Here is a 15,708-nt window from a genome sequence, read left to right as displayed (position 1 = left end):
GTAATACACCATGACAGCCCTGACTTTCTTCGCCACGGCTCCAGTCGTCGCTGCCACGGGTAAAGCTCTGCCAGTGCTGGGTATCACCCACGGTCTACATCAGGGGGTTTGCCTGTCCCTGGACAAGCCCGTCTACATGCTGGGCAGCGCCGCCAATGCTGATCTATTGCTCAGCGACGCAGGCATTGCCGAGCGTCACGTGGCGCTACGTTTCACCGAAGGCCAGGTGGCCGTTGAGGCCATTGGCGGCGATGTGTTCGTGCGTGGTCGCCGCGCCCGGGAAATTCTAGTTCCCGCAGGCAAGGGGCATCGAGCGCACCTGCCTGTGGACATCCGCATCGGCGAGGCCCGCCTGACCCTCAGTCACGGCGCCGCGAGCGTGGAGCCGATAGCGGCTGCGGTCACATCGCCCCCACAGCGTAGGACGCGGTGGTTCATCGCGCTGCTGCTGATGTTCCTGTGCGTGGGCGCTTTTGCTTTTCGGGATGAATCGGTTGCGCCGTTGGCGTTGAGCACCGCCGCCAAGGTCGCTCCGCCGACCGTGCACCCTGAATCGACGAAGACTGTCGCGCAGGCCAAGGCTTGGCTCGAACAGCAGCTTGGCGCGTTGGGCCTTCACCACATCAAGGTCGGCGAGGTCGATGGCCAACTCAGTGCCCATGGTTTTTACGGTCCAACCCAGAAGAGCCAGTGGCTGGGCCTGCAACAAGCCTTCGATAGCCGCTTTGGCCAGAAGGTCCTGTTGCTCCCCGATGTGGTGGCACGTAACGAAATCGCCAAGCCCCGCGTACGTTTTCAGGCGGTGTGGTTCGGCGATAACCCGTACGTGATCAACGACAACGGTGAGCGCCTGTATCCAGGGGCCGCCCTGAGCGATAACTGGATGCTCGAACGCATCGAGAACCATGAGGTGGTTCTCGCCCGCGGTGAAGAAAGGTTCACGTTGACCTTATGAGAATCGACCCTGGTGCTCCCTTACCGGCAACCGCCGAAAGAACCCCCGCGGTAGAAAGCCTCCAGCCGGCCAAGGCGCGCCAAGATGGACGCTTCGATGCAGTGCTGGGCAAGCGCGCGGTGTCGGCGCGTCGTTCGCTGCGGGCCGACATTGAGCAGTCGGGCGTCGTCGAGGGCATGACCGCAGAGTTGTTCGGCAGTCGCCGCTCAATGGAGATTCTCGAATACGTCTTGGCCAATGTGATCCCCATCCTCGATGCCGAGCCCGAAATCAAAGCGTTGGCCCATCAGCTCATCAGCGAAGAAATCGACCTGCGTCGCTTGCTCGAAGAACAACGTGCCCAGGTGGTCGAGTCATGAATCGCCAGGAGCAAGACTGCGTCGATCTGCTCAAGGGCATGGGCGAGCTGTATCGCCGCAGTGGCCAGTCGCAGCGTGCCTTGGTGCTGCTGTTGATCGCCGTCCAGATGACGCCCGCCGACACCGCGCTGCTGCGCAATCTGGTCATGGCCTTTACCGACAGCGGCCAGGCCGAGCGTGCCCTGTCGGCGCTGGACCGCCTGCTCGAACTGGAAGGCGAGTCCAGCGGCCTGTTGCTGTTGCGCAGTCGTGCGCTGTGGAGCGGTGGGCGCAAGGATGAGGCGCGCCAGTGCTTCAAACGATATCTTACCGCCCGCAGAGCCGCGCAATGATGTTCCTCGACCGCCTCAACGCCTTGGCCCGCATGGCCGCCCAGCGCAGCGACGTGATTGTCGTCGCCTTCATGCTGATGGCCATCGTGATGATGATTATTCCGCTACCCACTTGGCTGGTGGATACACTCATCGGCTTGAACATCTCGCTGAGCATCCTGATCCTCATCGTCGCCTTTTACATCAAGCACTCGGTGGAGTTCTCGGCGCTGCCGCCGCTGATTCTGCTAAGCACCCTGTTTCGCCTGTCCCTGTCGATCACCACCACGCGACTGATCCTGCTCGATGGCAACGCCGGTCACATCGTCAAGGCGTTCGGCGATTTCGTCATCGCCGGCCAGGTCGTGGTCGGTCTGGTGGTGTTTTTGATCATCACCGTGGCCCAGTTCGTGGTGATCACCAAAGGTGCCGAGCGCGTGGCCGAGGTCGCGGCACGTTTCACCCTGGATGCGATGCCAGGCAAGCAGATGAGCATCGACAATGACTTGCGCAACGGTGACATCGATCAGCATGAAGCCCGCCGACGCCGCTCGCGTCTGGAGCGTGAAAGCCAGATGTTCGGTGCGATGGATGGCGCCATGAAATTCGTCAAGGGCGATGCGATTGCCAGCCTGGTCATCCTGGCGGTCAACCTGCTGGGTGGCATGATGATCGGCATGGTCGAGCGCAATATGTCGTTTGCCGATGCGGCGCACACCTACTCGTTGCTGACCGTCGGTGACGGCCTGATCGCGCAAATCCCGGCGCTGTTGATCTCGGTCGCGGCCGGTATGGTGGTCACCCGGGTCAACAGTGGCACGACCGAAGGCAACCTGGGCAACGAGATCTTCCACCAGTTGGGATACAGCCCCCAGGCGTTGGGCTTGACCGCGTTTATCCTGCTGGGCGTGGCGCTGTTGCCGGGCTTTCCGGCCATCGTATTCATCGGGCTGTCGGCGTTGCTGGGCGTTGCGGCGTTCATGATCTATCGCCGCGACAAAGCGCTCCGGGAAGAGGTGGTCGAAGGCGTCAGCGAAGTCGCGACGCCCGAAGACGAACCGCTCGAACAGTACGCAACCCTGGCTAAGCCACTGGACAGCCGCGTGCTGCTGAGTATCGGCCTGGCGTTGGCCCAGGCTGCGCCCGAACTGCCGTTGCGCCAACGCATCGAAGCCTTGTGCCATGAGATTCGCGGCGACCTGGGTATCGAGGTGCCGGTGCCGGACATCTACATCGACCGCAGCCTGCCTGCCAACGGCTTTTCGGTCGAACTCGAAGGCGTGCCCATCAGCGAGGGCGAGATACCGGTTGATTGCCTGATGCTCAAGGACGATCTGGTGCACGTCCAACTGTTGGACATTCATGCGTTGGAGGCGCCGTCGCCGTTGCACAGTCGCCCGGCGCAATGGATCGAGCGCACTCACCAGCCGCTGCTTGAGCAGGCCGGTATCGGTTTTCTCAGCGCCGCTGAAGTCCTGCGGGCCATCCTCGAACGCAACCTGCGTCGCAATGCCGCGACCTTTCTGGGCATTCAGGAAACCCGCAGGATTCTGGAGCGCATGGAAGCCAGCTATGACGAGTTGGTCAAGGAAGTCTCGCGCAACGTGCCCTTGCAGCGTTTGGCTGAAACCCTGCGCTTGTTGATCGCCGAGGGTGTGTCGATTCGCAACCAGCGCGCCTTGCTCGAAGCCATGGTCGAGTGGGGCGCCCGCGAGCCGGATGCGGCGCGCCTGGCCGACCACTTGCGCGCCAGTCTGGCGCGGCAGATCAGCCATCAGTACGCCGATCGCAACCGGGTCATCACGGCCTTCGTGCTGACTCCCGCGGTGGAGGAACAACTGCGTGCTTACCTGCGCCGTGCCGACAACCCGCGCGAGTTGCTCAACGAACATGCCAGCCGTTCATTGCTGATCCAGTTACGTGCCGTTTGCAAGGACTTGGCCGAGGGTGATCGCACTGTCCTGCTGGTGCATCCCGAGTTGCGTCGCAGCCTGCGTCGACTGGTTGGTGCGGGGCGAGCTGGAGCTGGCGGTGTTGTCATTTCGCGAGCTGGCCGGCGAATACAACCTGCAGGCCATCGGTTCCATCAGCCTGACCGAAACGACCGGCCGCCGAACAGCCGACGACGCTTCCCTTACTTCAATGGCGACTGCTTGATGATGTGTTTTACGCTGTTTCGCGTCCCTGTCTGCGTCGGCTTCTGGATCGCTGCCGCGTCATCCATGCTGCTGCCGCAGCTGGCCAGCGCAGAGTCCATCGCCCCGGGCAGCCAGGTCACGCTGGACCTGGCCCAGGGCGAAGGGCGGATCCTGCGTTTCCAGGATCCGGTCGAGTCGGTGCTGGTCGCAGAGCCTGGTATCGCTGACCTGCGGGTGGTTTCGCCTGGCGTGATCTACGTGTTCGGCAAGGCGCCCGGACAAACCAACCTGATTGCCTTGGGGCGCCGAGGGTGAGGAACTGGCCAGCCTGAGCCTGGCGATCAACAGCGGCACCCAGGCCGTGACGCGGTCCCTGAAAGACCTGCACCCCGCAAGCAATGTCCAGGTGACCGCTGCCGGCAATCGTATGTTGGCCAAGGGCGTGGTCCAGAGTGTCGATGAAGCCACCGACCTCAACAGCCTGCTCACCAGCGACGGCCAAGGCTTGGGCTCGGCCCTCAACACCGCCTCCTACGCGGGCTCGGCCCAGGTGAACCTGCGGGTGCGCTTCGCCGAAGTCTCGCGGTCGGAGTTGTTGCGCTACGGCGTGAATTGGAATGCCCTGTTCGACAACGGTACCTTTTCCTTTGGTCTGTTGACGGGCGGAGCCCTGGCCTCCAGCGCGGCTTCTGGTGCCTCCAATGTGGTCAGCGCCGGGCTGGCCTCGGGCAATGTCAACATCGATGCGATGCTCGAAGCATTGCAAAGTAACGGCATCCTGGAAATCCTCGCCGAACCCAACATCACCGCCATGACCGGCCAGACAGCCAGCTTCCTGGCCGGAGGCGAGGTCGCGGTGCCGGTTCCGGTCAACCGCGACACCGTAGGGATCGAATACAAACCCTTCGGTGTCTCGCTGCTGTTCAACCCGACCTTGCTACCCAACGGTCGCATCGCCCTGCAAGTACGCCCGGAAGTCAGCAGCCTGATGGGCTCCAGCACTGTGGACGTGAGCGGCTACCAGGTGCCGTCGTTCCGCGTGCGGCGTGCCGATACCCGCGTCGAGGTCGGCAGTGGCCAGACTTTCGCCATTGCCGGGTTGTTTCAGCGCGAGAGCACCCAGGACATCGAGAAAGTGCCGATGCTGGGCGAGATGCCCATCCTCGGCAATCTGTTCCGCTCCAAGCGCTTCCAGCGCAACGAAACCGAACTGGTGATTCTGATCACGCCGTACCTGGTGGAACCGGTTCGCACCCGCAGCGTGGCCACGCCGCTCGATGCCCAGCCCGAGGGCGCGACCCATGCGTCTGGTGGGCCGCGCAGCAGCGACATGTTCGGTTTCTACATCAATTGAGCCAGGAGCGAGCATGAACCCTTCATCGTCCCATCTGTTTCTGGTCGCTCTGACGTTCGGCGCGCTCGTGCTGCTGAGCGCCTGCAAGACCCAGCTTGAACCGGTGAGTTATTCACCGGACTACCAGGCGTTCACCCACGCCGATGGTCGCATTGAGTGGGCGCCGGTGGCTTGCCTTGAGCCACCGGTCGAAGACAGCTTTTATACCGATCAAGCGCGCTATGTGCGCCTGCTGCCGCCCGGTTGTGCGAATAACCGGACGCTGCTGCAGATGGTTGAGCAACGTTCGGATGTGATCGAGGGGCGGGCTACCGGCCCAACCATGGCCGCGCCGGTGGGGCGGGCGGCCCAGGTTTACATCGAAGGTTATGACCGTGAGGAGCTGCGTCGCCGTCTGGCCGAACAGCAGGCCAAGGCCGACAAGCAGGCGGGCCAATGAACGCGTTTGGCTCAGCGGCTGCCGACCAACCCCAACTCCCGGGCCTGCATCGCAGGGTCCTGAATGGCCTTGATGCGTCGGGCCTCGGTCAGCAACCGGGTGTATTGCTTGGGCGTGATGTCTTCCAGGTTCTGAGTCTTGAGGTCCTCTTCGCGGCCGGCCAGCACCATGACCAGCAGGGCGTTGCGTTGGTGACTGGCTTGGACGCGGGGCGAGTCGCTAACTTCCTTGATGGTTCGCAGCGCCTGTTGCGCCTGGCCGCCCAACGCGTAGGCCAGTGCCAGGTTGCATTGCGTGTCCAGGTTGGTGGGCGCCAGGGCCAGGCTTTGGATGAATGCCACCTGGGCCACGGATGGCTTGCCCCGCAGCATTTGCGCCACACCCTGGCGATTGAACGCTTCGGGGTGGTTGCCCGCGCTGGCCTGGGTCAGGGAAGTGACCGCGCGCTCCAGTTTGCCCTGACGCAGTTGGGCGGTGCCCACGCCGAGCAACGCCGCGGCATTGTCGGGCTGACGTTCCAACGCTTGCTGGTAGGCGAGCTCGGCGGCCCGCGCATCGCCGTTGGCCAGGCGCGCCTCACCCAGTTTCAACCACGCCTCGATCCGGGCGTCCGGTTCCTGGGTGGCTTTTTCGTACAACGCGGCGGCGGATCCCACATCACCACGCTTTTGCAGGTCGCCGGCCAGTTGCATGTAGCGCTGGTAGCTGCCATCGGAGACCGGTGGGTGGGCGCAGGAGGCCAGGGTGATGCTGGCAAACAACAACGATGTGCAGGCAAAACGATTTGGCATGAACAGGGCTCTTTCGGCGAATTTTGCAGTGGGCAAAACCAAGGAGTGTTGAGCACTCAGGCGGAACAGGGTGACCGACGTTTAAGTCATCTTCTTGACATCATCCATAAGAGTGCCCGTTTTTTGTTCGGGGCGTACCCTCAGGCCGGCGGCGGGGAGCGCTTCCATGCGTAAGGTCTCGCGGGCGGCGATCGGCGTGGCGCTGGTGTTTATCGCGCTTAACCTGCTGGCCGCCGATCGAACGCAAGTCGACGATGCCAACCCGCAGCCGGACTGGTTCGCTCGGCCCTATGCCTATGTGTTGGTTGAGCAGGACGTGCGCGCCGCGCTGCAAGAGTTTGGCCGAAATATGGACCTGAGCGTCGTCATGTCGGACAAGGTACGCGGCAAATCGCGCAGCCGGATACGTGCCGAGTCCGCCGGCGACTTTCTGACGGCGCTGTGCGACTTCAACGGCCTGACGTGGTACTTCGACGGCAATGTGCTTTACCTCTCCGCCGACTCCGAAACCGATACGCGACGCTTCAAGGCCCAGGGCCGGCAGTTGGAGCAGTTGCAGGATTACGTCACCAGCCGGGATGTCTACGGCACGCATATGTCGGTGCGCACCGGACCCGATGGCGATGAGTTGCTCGTTTCCGGGCCGCCGGCCTGGCTGGCCATGATCGAGCAGCACTTCGACCAACCGCTTACGTCGACCCCGACGCCGATGGCGACGACTCGCGAGCGCGGCGTGCGTGTGTTCAGGGGCGGTGCGGTGACACAAGAGTGAAAGCACTCGCCTGTAGGCTCCATTAACCGATCGATCTTCCATCAACCCCGTCAAGGAGAACCACCATGTCAGTCACCCCCATCAGCGAAAATTCCGCTGTCACTGCCAACTCCGAAGCGCAGTTCAACGCAGCGGTGGACAACGCCAAGAGCGAGCTGAGCGATGGAGAACTCACCGAGGCCCTGATCACCCAGGCCGTCACGATTGGTGGCCAGTTCATCATCATGCCTCGTGCCCAGGAAATCCTGAACGAAGCCCAGTCGGACGATGACGAGTAGGCCCACGCCATGACGGTAAGTCTCGGAACAACAGCCACGGCGGCGCTGCCGCCGTCAGGAGGGCAGGTCGATTTGCAGGCCTCCCAGAACTTGTTCGAACACATGACAAACAGCGCCAAGGGCATGCCCGCCGGCGCCAGTCCGCACCAGATCGGCGAAGGCTTGATGGAGCGCCTGAATGGCTTCATCGACCGTTCGCAAAACTTCGCCAAGCGTGCCGATGCGCTGACCAACGGGCCGACGGCTGGCAACGCTGTGGCGCCCTCCGGTACGCAACAGATCGCGTCACTTCCTGAGGGCGCGGCGGGCGAGTCGGGAAAAAAGGTCGGCGATCAGCAGGTCGACCAGATCGTCCAATCGCTGGGCCGCATGTTCGATTACTCCATTGAAACTCAGATGGTCGTTCGTGGCGCGACGCAGATTTCCGGCGCAGCCAACACGCTCTTGAAAGGTCAATAAAGCCATGTCCCGCCGTTGCCATGCCGTGCGTCTGATGATTGTCCTTGCCTTTGCCAGCATGCTGCAGGGCTGCGATATCGACCTGTACACCAACCTCAGCGAGCGCGAGGCCAATGCCATGGTCGCGGTGCTGCTGCGCGAAGGTGTGCCGGCCTCGCGCAAGGTCCAGGAAAACGGCCAACTCACCTTGGTGGTGGACGAAAAACGCTTTGCCGAGGCCATGAGCCTGCTCGACGAAGCCGGCTTGCCGGGCCAGACCTTTTCCAACATGGGCGCCGTGTTCAAAAGTGGTGGCCTGGTGTCCTCTCCCGTGCAAGAAAGGGCCCAGATGGTCTATGCGCTCAGTGAAGAGCTCTCGCACAGCGTCTCGCTGATCGACGGTGTGGTCTCCGCCCGGGTACATGTGGTGCTACCCGACAATGACCTGCTCAAACGGGTGATTTCCCCGTCGTCGGCTTCAGTGCTGGTGCGCTACGACCCCAATACCGACATCAACGCCCTGATCCCGCAGATCAAGACCCTGGTGGCCAACGGCATCTCCGGCTTGAGCTACGAAGGGGTGTCGGTCACGGTAATCAAGGCCACCACCGGCAGCGGTCGGGCCAACGCACAGCCGCGCCTGGCCAGCTTCCTGGGCATATGGATGCTTGAAGACAACCTGCCCCGTGCCTGGATGCTGTTCGGCGTTCTGCTGCTGGTCGCGCTGTCGATGGTCGGTGTGTTGGGCTGGCAGCACTGGCAACGACGCGCCTCCCGTGCCTTGTATGAGCTGGAGGGCGTGAAATGAGTGCCGACGCGTTGCAGCAGTGGCACAACTTGATCGAACAGCCGCTGGATTTCGTCGGCACGCCGCCTCTTGCGGCGTGCTTCCCCGACGACCTCGGCAGTGCGCAGCTGAGTGCATTGCGCCAACAGCCGCGCTTCCAGGCGCGATTGATACGCCTGTTGCTCAGCCGCCATGCGCTGCAGGCTCCCGGTCACCTGCCGCTGCCCGATGTGGACGATCTGCCGGTGCTGACGCTGTCTCCCGAGGCCTTCAAACGCCTGCCGCGTCTGTGTGGCGCGATTGTGCATAGCACCACCCTGAGCCGCGAGATCCGTGGCGATGTGGTCAACCAGTTGCGCGATTCGCTGGGCAGTGACGTGTTTGCCCTGGCCCTGGCAAACCGGGCCCTGGGCGGCGGCGCCGATTTGCTGCGCCAGCCGGCTGAACTGCTTGAAGCCATCGACCATGATGGCGGCCGCTGCATCGCCGTTTGGCTGAGAGCCCAGCCAGTGCTACTTCAGCCCTGGCTGCGCCTGCGGTTTGCCGAACTGCCGGATGAGAGCGCACCGATAGGCTCCACGTCGGCAGCCAATGCCCAGGCCATCGTGCGCAGCGCCGCCTCGAACCTTCAACAGCCTGACGAGCAGGGGACCCGATGAGAGCGCTTCCGACCCGTCCTGCCGCCCGTATTCTGCGTGCCGAACAGGCAGACCTGTGGATAGACGGCTACGCCTTCCTGCAGGCCGCCCGTGACGAGGCTGAGGCCATCAGGCAAGACAGTGAGCAGTGGTTGCAACAAGCCCACGCCGAAGGCTTTGAAAGCGGACGCCGGGAGGGGGCCGAACAGGTCAGCGCACTGCTGGGCGAAACGTCGTTGAGGATCGATGCCTGGCTGGCCGGGCTGGAAACGTCCCTGGCCGATCTGGCGTTGGGCATTGTGCGCGAAATACTCGATGACATGGACGATGCCGAGCGCGTGATGCGCTGCGCCCGCAAGGCATTGGGGGCGTTCCGCCAGGACCAGGCCCTGACCCTGTTCGTCTCCCGCCAGGACGCCGAAGCGGTGCGTCAGCAGCTCAAACTGCAAGAGGATGGCTTGCCGGCGATTGCGGTGGAGCCAGACGATCGATTGCAAGGCGGTCAGGCACGGCTGAGCAGTCCGGTGGGTTCGGTCGAGCTGGGGCTTGAAGCCCAGTTGCTCAACCTGCGCCGTAACCTGCTGCCGTACGCCGACGAGGCACAGCCGTGACCACTATCCCCCACGACCTGCTGCCGCGCCTGGCCGAGCGTCTGGCCAATGCCCGACCGCGTCCCATGAAGGGCACCATCCGCAGCATCCGTGGGGTGCTGCTGCGCGCCAGCGTCGCCGGTGTGCACATCGGTGAACTGTGCCAGTTGCGCGAACCCGGCAGCGGCCGCAGCCTGGCTGCCGAAGTCATTGGCTTTGAAGATGACGAAGCGATCCTTTCGCCCATCGGCTCGATGGACGGCCTGTCGACTCGCACCGAAATCATCGCCACCGGCGAGACCCTGGGGGTGAGCGTCGGCGATGCGCAGCTGGGCCGAGTGATCAGCCCCATGGGCGAATTTCTCGATGGCAGCCCGCCGCTGGGCGTGTTGCAACGCTACCCCTTGCATGCCGAACCCCCAGCGCCGTTCAGTCGCCAACTGATCGCCCATCCGATGTCCTTGGGGGTGCGCAGCATCGACGGCCTGCTGACCTTGGCCCAGGGCCAGCGCATGGGTATTTTCGGTGAGCCGGGGGTGGGCAAGTCGTCACTGCTGGCGAGCATCGTGCGCAATACCAATGCCGATGTCATCGTGATCGCCCTGATCGGTGAGCGCGGCCGTGAAGTGCGCGAACTGCTGGATGTGCAGTTGGGCGCCGAGGCCCGGGCGCGTACCGTTGCCGTGGTCGCCACCTCCGACCGTCCGGCCGCCGAGCGGGTACGCGCCGCCTTTGTTGCCACGGCACTGGCCGAATACCACCGCGACCAGGGCCGCAACGTACTGCTGTTGATGGACAGCCTGACCCGCTTTGCCCGGGCCCAGCGGGAAATCGGCCTGGCGGTGGGCGAGCCGCCGACCCGACGCGGCTACCCACCCTCCTTTTTCTCCGCCTTGCCGCGCTTGCTTGAACGCGCCGGCCCCGGCGAGACCGGCAGCATCACCGGGTTGTATACCGTGCTCACCGAAGGTGATGCCTCGATGGACCCGGTGGCCGAAGAAACCCGCTCGATCCTCGATGGGCACATCGTGCTCAGCGCCGAACTGGCGCAACGCAACTTTTTCCCGGCGGTGGATGTGCTGCAAAGCCGTAGCCGGTTGATGGACCAGGTGTGTGACGACGAGCAACGCCACCTGGCCATGCGCATGCGCGAGCTGATGGCGCGGCGCAACGAGATCGAAATGCTGATCCGGGTCGGTGAATACGCCGCCGGGAGCGACCCACTGGCCGACGAGGCGATTGAGCGGCATGAGGCCATTGAGGCGTTCTTGCGCCAAGGAGCCAACGAGCCAAGCAGCCCCGATGAAACCCTGCGACACATGCGCAGGGTGATGGCTTGATAACCATGGAGGTCTTATGAAAACCAGTGACATGCGCAGCCTTCAAGCGTTGCGCCAATTGCGTGAGCAACGTGCGTCCAGCCAACTGGTCGCTCAGCAGCGACGCTGCCGGGAAACCAACGTGGCACTGGATGACGCCAAGGAAAAACTGCGCCTGCACCGTGAGACCCTGGCCCGTGAAGCTGAGCGTATCTACGGCTCGATCAGCGAAGGCATGTCGATCAGTGACTGGCGTATGGCCCAGGAGCACCTGGAGGCGCTGTACGAGGGCGGACAGCGACAGCTGGAAGTGAGCGTCAGTGAAGTGGCGCGCACCTTGGAAATCCACGAGCATCAGCGCGAAGTGTTCCGGGTTGCCCATGTGGCTCGACAGCGCCAGGCGCAGGCCTGCGACACCTTGCTCGAAGGCCGCGAGCGTGTCGAGCGCCTTATCGACGAACACCGGTTGGAAGCCGACGAAATTCCTCGCGCTGCCCTCGGAGGCCGTGCGTGAGCTGTCACCAACCCCCACTCTGGACACCTTTTGCCGAGTCATTGGCGCCTGTCGATCCCCAATGGGTGGACCTGCACAACCGCCTGCATCGTAGCCGCGAAACCTGGAAGGGCGAATGTGCAGGTCAGGCCATTGCTGTGCGCTGGGGTTGCGTTGCCGAAGCTGACGTCACGGCGGTTGAGCTGTTGCTGGGGCTGGGCGAGGAGGGCGACGCGTCGGCCATCAGGCTGCACCTGCCAGCGCAGGCACTGCACGCCCTGGGTATGCCCGTCGCCCTGGACTTTCAAACCTTGCCTGGCGCGATGCTGCTGGAGCTGGCCCTGCTGAGCCTGATCGAACCGTTGGAGCGCCTGACCGGGCAATCGATGCGTTTCATTGACCACGCCGACCCGGCTCACGCCGCCCTGGCCGCTCAACCTTGCCCGTTGCGCCTGGCCACTCAAGTCCAGCTCGATGGCTCGTCCATGCCCGTTGCGCTGCACTTGAGCGCTAACGCTGGCGAGCGGGTCGCGCAGTGGCTCGGTCGATATGCGCCGCCGGCTCCCCATGCGCTGACAGACCTGCGCCTGTGGCTGGTGGTCGAGGCCGGCGAAGCCGAGCTGAGCGTCGGCGAGCTGCGCAGCCTCAACCCGGGCGACGTGGTGATGCTCGACCCTTGGCCCATGGGCCAAGTGCGGCTGGTGGTGGCCCGTCGTCTGCACACCCGGGCCCGCCAGGACGGCACCAGGCTGACGCTGCTTGAAACACCGATGATCATCAATTTTTCCAAGGATTTTTCCGTGAACGAAGCACCCTCCATGAGTGAAACCCCTGACGGGCGAAATCTGGATTCGCGCCTGGACGAACTGCCACTGAAAATGGTTTGCCAGGCCGGCAGCGTCGAGTTGACCCTGGCGCAACTGCGCGAACTGGGGGAGGGCAGCCTGCTGTCGTTCACCGAGCAACGCCAGGACAACGTCGACCTGATGATCAACGGGCGTCGCGTCGGCCTGGGGCAATTGGTCAGGATCGGTCCAGGCCTGGGCGTGCGTGTGTTGAGCATCGCCGCGTCATGAACGGCTACCAGCCAAACCTGATTGAAATCATTGTTGTCGTCGCCACCATCGGTCTTATCCCGCTGGCAGTGGTGACCCTGACCGGTTTCATGAAAATCTCCGTGGTGCTGTTTCTGATTCGCAACGCTCTGGGCGTGCAACAGACGCCGCCCAACATGGTGCTGTACGGCATCGCCCTGATCCTGTCGGTCTATGTCACTACGCCGTTGCTGGGCGACATGTACCGGCAGGTGCAGGGCCGCGATCTCAACATCGAGAGCATCGAGCAGTTGACCGCGTTCGGTGATGCACTGAGGCCGCCATTGCAGGCGCACCTTTCGCGCTTCGCCAACGAAAGCGAGCGTGGTTTTTTCATCCAGGCCACGGAGACCATCTGGTCCCCTGAAGCCCGGGCCGATCTGCGCGATGATGACTTGGTGGTACTGGTGCCGGCGTTCGTCAGCTCCGAGCTGACCCGTGCTTTCGAAATCGGTTTCCTGCTGTACGTCCCCTTTCTGGTGGTGGACTTGCTGGTGGCGAACGTATTGATGGCCATGGGCATGTCCATGGTCTCACCTACGCTGATTTCCATACCGCTGAAGCTCTTTCTGTTCGTCGCCTTGAGCGGCTGGTCGCGCTTGATGCATGGCTTGATTCTTAGCTACGGGGGCACCTGATGGGCCAGGATGTATTTCTTTCGTTGATGAATCAGGCGCTGATGACGGTGCTGCTGTTGTCCGCCCCGGCACTGGCTGTTGCGATCATCGTCGGTCTGGGAGTGGGGTTGCTGCAGGCACTGACCCAGATCCAGGACCAGACCCTGCCGCAGGCGGTCAAGCTGGTGGCAGTGCTGCTGACGATCGTGTTCGTGGGGCCGCTGCTGGCCAGCCAGGTGCTTGAGCTGGGTAACCAGGTGCTCGACAACTTCCCGTTGTGGACGCGCTGAATGGCATGAATACCGAGCTTGCCAACCAGTTCATCGAAGTCGCCTACCCGGTCATCAGCTCGGCGGCGCTGTCTGCCAGCCGCGCCATGGGCGTGGTGGTGATCACCCCAGCCTTCAACCGCCTGGGCCTGACCGGCATGATCCGCAGCTGCGTCGCGGTATCCATTTCCATCCCCATGTTTGTTCCGGTGTATGGCGCTTTCACGGCACTGCCAGACCATGGTGGGTTTTTCCTGGCCGGCCTACTGATCAAGGAATTCCTGATCGGTATCCTCATCGGGCTGCTGTTCGGCATTCCGTTCTGGGCGGCGGAAGTCGCCGGCGAGTTGGTCGATCTGCAACGCGGCTCGACCATGGCCCAGTTGGTCGATCCCTTGTCGTCGGCAGAGTCCAGTGTCATGGCCACCTTGCTGACGGTGATGTTGATCGCCCTGTTCTTCATGTCCAGCGGCTTCATCATGATGGTCGACGGCTATTACCACAGCTATCTGTTATGGCCGGTGACCGAGTTCACACCGTTGTTTGCCAGCTCGGCGTTGATGGCGGTGCTGCAGATTCTCGACCAGGTGACCCGCATCGGCGTCATCATGGTCGGGCCGCTGATCATCTGCATGCTGGTCACGGACCTGATGCTCGCCTACTTGTCGCGCATGGCGCCCAACCTGCACATTTTCGACGTCTGTCGCTGCCGGTGAAAAATCTGTTCTTCACTGTGTTGATGGTGGTCTACATCAGCTTCCTGATTCCGGTGATGATCGAGCAACTCGGCGAATTCCGCGGTACGGTGGAGCTCCTGAAGACGCTGGCCGATTCGGTATGACTTCCCTGTTTCGGGCGAAGCGTCCATGAGCGATAGCAGCGAAGAGAAATCACAGCCGGCCACCAGCAAGAAGCTCAGCGAGGCGCGCAAGAAAGGCCAGGTGTCCAAGAGTCAGGACCTGGTCTCGGGCATGGTCATCCTGTTTTGCACGCTCTGCATCTCGATCATGGTGCCCAAGGCCCAGGCACAGATCACCGCGTTGCTGGACCTGATCGCGCTGATCTACATCGAACCTTTTCACACCGTCTGGCCACGGGTGCTGGACATCGCGGGGCAGTTGCTGATCAACCTCACCCTGCCGGTGGTGGCCGTGACGGTGGGGGCGGTGATCCTGACCAACATCATCAGCATGCGCGGCGTGGTGTTCTCGGTCGAACCCCTCAAACCGGACATCAAACGTATCAATCCGATCGACGGCTTCAAGCGCATTTTTTCGATGCGCAGTTTCGTCGAATTCCTCAAAGGCGTGATCAAGGTCGTACTGCTGGGGCTGGCGTTCTACGTGATCGGGCGCGGAGCCTTGCAGGCGCTGATGGAGTCCTCGCGCTGCGGCGCCGGTTGCATCGAATCAACCTTCTACCTGGTCCTCAAGCCTCTGGTGTTCACCGTGCTAGCTGCCTTTCTGCTGGTCGGGGCGGCAGACGTGATGATGCAACGCTGGCTGTTCGGCCGTGACATGAAAATGACCCGCAGCGAACAGAAGCGTGAGCGCAAGGACAGTGACGGCGATCCGCTGATCAAGCAGGAACGCCAGCGCCAACGTCGGGAAATGCAAGCCCTGGCCACCAAGCTGGGCGTGGGGCGTGCATCGTTGATGGTCGGCTCCGACCCTGGTTGGGTGGTGGGTATACGTTACGTACGCGGTGAAACCCCGGTGCCGGTGGTGGTGTGCAAGGCCGAACTCGAAGAGGCGGCGCAGATGCTCGTGCAGGCCAGGGGCCTGGGGATCGCCCATAGCCTTGATACCGTCCTGGCCAAGGACATCGCCCGACGAGCAGTACCGGGGGACCCTGTGCCGGATAATACCTTCCAGGCTGTGGCGGATATCCTGGTGGCCGCGCGGTTGATTTAAGAGTGGCTGCCGGGTGGTGCGGTACAACGAGGCAAGTGTCATGAAATGGAGAGCAGCGCTGCTTTATAGGGGTTGTAGGGCCAGTTGTCTGCCTGGGTACATCCCCCTGTAACGTTCAACGGTAATAGTTGATTCCCCTAGCGCTATCGGTGC

Annotated in this window: 17 protein-coding genes and 3 pseudogenes; 19 read left to right on the top strand and 1 reads right to left on the bottom strand. The window is 62.8% G+C overall.

The window, feature by feature from the left end:
- Window positions 1-10: 10 nt before the first annotated feature.
- The 6 genes and pseudogenes from PSH84_RS23440 to PSH84_RS23415 all read left to right on the top strand — a co-directional run bounded on the left by PSH84_RS23440 (window position 11) and on the right by PSH84_RS23415 (window position 5,556).
- Window positions 11-955, top strand: a complete 945-nt coding sequence (locus PSH84_RS23440; protein ID WP_305481878.1) for a SctD/MshK family protein — start codon at window positions 11-13, stop codon at window positions 953-955.
- On the top strand, window positions 952-1,314 hold the full coding sequence (locus PSH84_RS23435; protein WP_305481877.1) for a hypothetical protein: 363 nt from the start codon (window positions 952-954) through the stop codon (window positions 1,312-1,314). Before PSH84_RS23440 ends, PSH84_RS23435 begins: the two co-directional genes overlap by 4 nt.
- A complete protein-coding gene (sctY, locus tag PSH84_RS23430) occupies window positions 1,311-1,646 on the top strand; it encodes a type III secretion apparatus assembly chaperone SctY (RefSeq protein ID WP_047229706.1) in 336 nt (111 codons plus the stop codon). The genes PSH84_RS23435 and sctY overlap by 4 nt, the downstream gene beginning before the upstream one ends.
- Window positions 1,643-3,782: pseudogene (gene sctV, locus PSH84_RS23425) on the top strand (type III secretion system export apparatus subunit SctV). Before sctY ends, sctV begins: the two are co-directional and overlap by 4 nt.
- A 65-nt stretch (window positions 3,783-3,847) precedes the next feature.
- A pseudogene (locus PSH84_RS23420) lies at window positions 3,848-5,117 on the top strand (type II and III secretion system protein family protein).
- Between the two features lie 13 nt (window positions 5,118-5,130).
- Window positions 5,131-5,556 carry a hypothetical protein gene (locus PSH84_RS23415; protein ID WP_305481876.1) on the top strand — a complete coding sequence of 142 codons (426 nt, stop codon included), beginning with the start codon at window positions 5,131-5,133 and terminating at the stop codon, window positions 5,554-5,556.
- A gap of 11 nt (window positions 5,557-5,567) precedes the next feature.
- On the opposite strand, the gene PSH84_RS23410 is transcribed toward PSH84_RS23415, so the two are convergent.
- A complete protein-coding gene (locus PSH84_RS23410; protein WP_305481875.1) occupies window positions 5,568-6,347 on the bottom strand; it encodes a tetratricopeptide repeat protein in 780 nt (259 codons plus the stop codon).
- 166 nt (window positions 6,348-6,513) lie between these two features.
- Here PSH84_RS23410 and PSH84_RS23405 point away from each other — a divergent pair, with 166 nt between their 5' ends.
- The 13 genes and pseudogenes from PSH84_RS23405 (at window position 6,514) to PSH84_RS23345 (ending at window position 15,555) form a co-directional block, all read left to right on the top strand.
- The gene (locus PSH84_RS23405) at window positions 6,514-7,119 is read left to right on the top strand and encodes a type III secretion protein (protein ID WP_305481874.1); all 606 of its coding nucleotides are present in this window, start codon (window positions 6,514-6,516) and stop codon (window positions 7,117-7,119) included.
- Window positions 7,120-7,184: 65 nt separating this feature from the next.
- A complete protein-coding gene (locus PSH84_RS23400) occupies window positions 7,185-7,397 on the top strand; it encodes a hypothetical protein (protein WP_122566021.1) in 213 nt (70 codons plus the stop codon).
- A 9-nt stretch (window positions 7,398-7,406) separates the two neighbouring features.
- Window positions 7,407-7,856, top strand: coding sequence for a hypothetical protein (locus PSH84_RS23395; protein ID WP_122566020.1), 450 nt, complete (start codon window positions 7,407-7,409; stop codon window positions 7,854-7,856).
- Between the two features lie 4 nt (window positions 7,857-7,860).
- On the top strand, window positions 7,861-8,643 hold the full coding sequence (sctJ, locus tag PSH84_RS23390; protein ID WP_305481873.1) for a type III secretion system inner membrane ring lipoprotein SctJ: 783 nt from the start codon (window positions 7,861-7,863) through the stop codon (window positions 8,641-8,643).
- Window positions 8,640-9,281: a type III secretion protein gene (locus tag PSH84_RS23385; protein ID WP_305481872.1), complete on the top strand. Its 642-nt coding sequence runs from the start codon at window positions 8,640-8,642 to the stop codon at window positions 9,279-9,281. The genes sctJ and PSH84_RS23385 overlap by 4 nt, the downstream gene beginning before the upstream one ends.
- Window positions 9,278-9,871, top strand: coding sequence for a type III secretion system stator protein SctL (sctL, locus tag PSH84_RS23380; protein ID WP_122566017.1), 594 nt, complete (start codon window positions 9,278-9,280; stop codon window positions 9,869-9,871). Before PSH84_RS23385 ends, sctL begins: the two co-directional genes overlap by 4 nt.
- 65 nt (window positions 9,872-9,936) lie before the next feature.
- Complete coding sequence (locus PSH84_RS23375; RefSeq protein ID WP_240998441.1) at window positions 9,937-11,190, top strand: FliI/YscN family ATPase; 1,254 nt, start codon at window positions 9,937-9,939, stop codon at window positions 11,188-11,190.
- A 16-nt stretch (window positions 11,191-11,206) separates the two neighbouring features.
- Window positions 11,207-11,683, top strand: a complete 477-nt coding sequence (locus tag PSH84_RS23370; protein WP_122566015.1) for a hypothetical protein — start codon at window positions 11,207-11,209, stop codon at window positions 11,681-11,683.
- Window positions 11,680-12,738 (top strand): type III secretion system cytoplasmic ring protein SctQ, encoded by a 1,059-nt coding sequence (gene sctQ / locus PSH84_RS23365; RefSeq protein ID WP_305481871.1) that lies wholly within the window; start codon window positions 11,680-11,682, stop codon window positions 12,736-12,738. Before PSH84_RS23370 ends, sctQ begins: the two co-directional genes overlap by 4 nt.
- Window positions 12,735-13,394 (top strand): type III secretion system export apparatus subunit SctR, encoded by a 660-nt coding sequence (sctR, locus tag PSH84_RS23360; protein ID WP_047229694.1) that lies wholly within the window; start codon window positions 12,735-12,737, stop codon window positions 13,392-13,394. Before sctQ ends, sctR begins: the two co-directional genes overlap by 4 nt.
- Window positions 13,394-13,663, top strand: coding sequence for a type III secretion system export apparatus subunit SctS (gene sctS / locus PSH84_RS23355; protein ID WP_122566013.1), 270 nt, complete (start codon window positions 13,394-13,396; stop codon window positions 13,661-13,663). The genes sctR and sctS overlap by 1 nt, the downstream gene beginning before the upstream one ends.
- A 5-nt stretch (window positions 13,664-13,668) precedes the next feature.
- Window positions 13,669-14,483: pseudogene (gene sctT / locus PSH84_RS23350) on the top strand (type III secretion system export apparatus subunit SctT).
- 25 nt (window positions 14,484-14,508) lie between these two features.
- On the top strand, window positions 14,509-15,555 hold the full coding sequence (locus tag PSH84_RS23345) for an EscU/YscU/HrcU family type III secretion system export apparatus switch protein (protein ID WP_122566012.1): 1,047 nt from the start codon (window positions 14,509-14,511) through the stop codon (window positions 15,553-15,555).
- Window positions 15,556-15,708: the final 153 nt, after the last annotated feature.

The organism is Pseudomonas beijingensis, assembly GCF_030687295.1.
GTDB classification, from domain to species: domain Bacteria; phylum Pseudomonadota; class Gammaproteobacteria; order Pseudomonadales; family Pseudomonadaceae; genus Aquipseudomonas; species Aquipseudomonas beijingensis.
The sequence above is the reverse complement of the archived record's forward strand: the minus strand, read 5'-3'. Positions and strand labels throughout refer to the sequence as shown.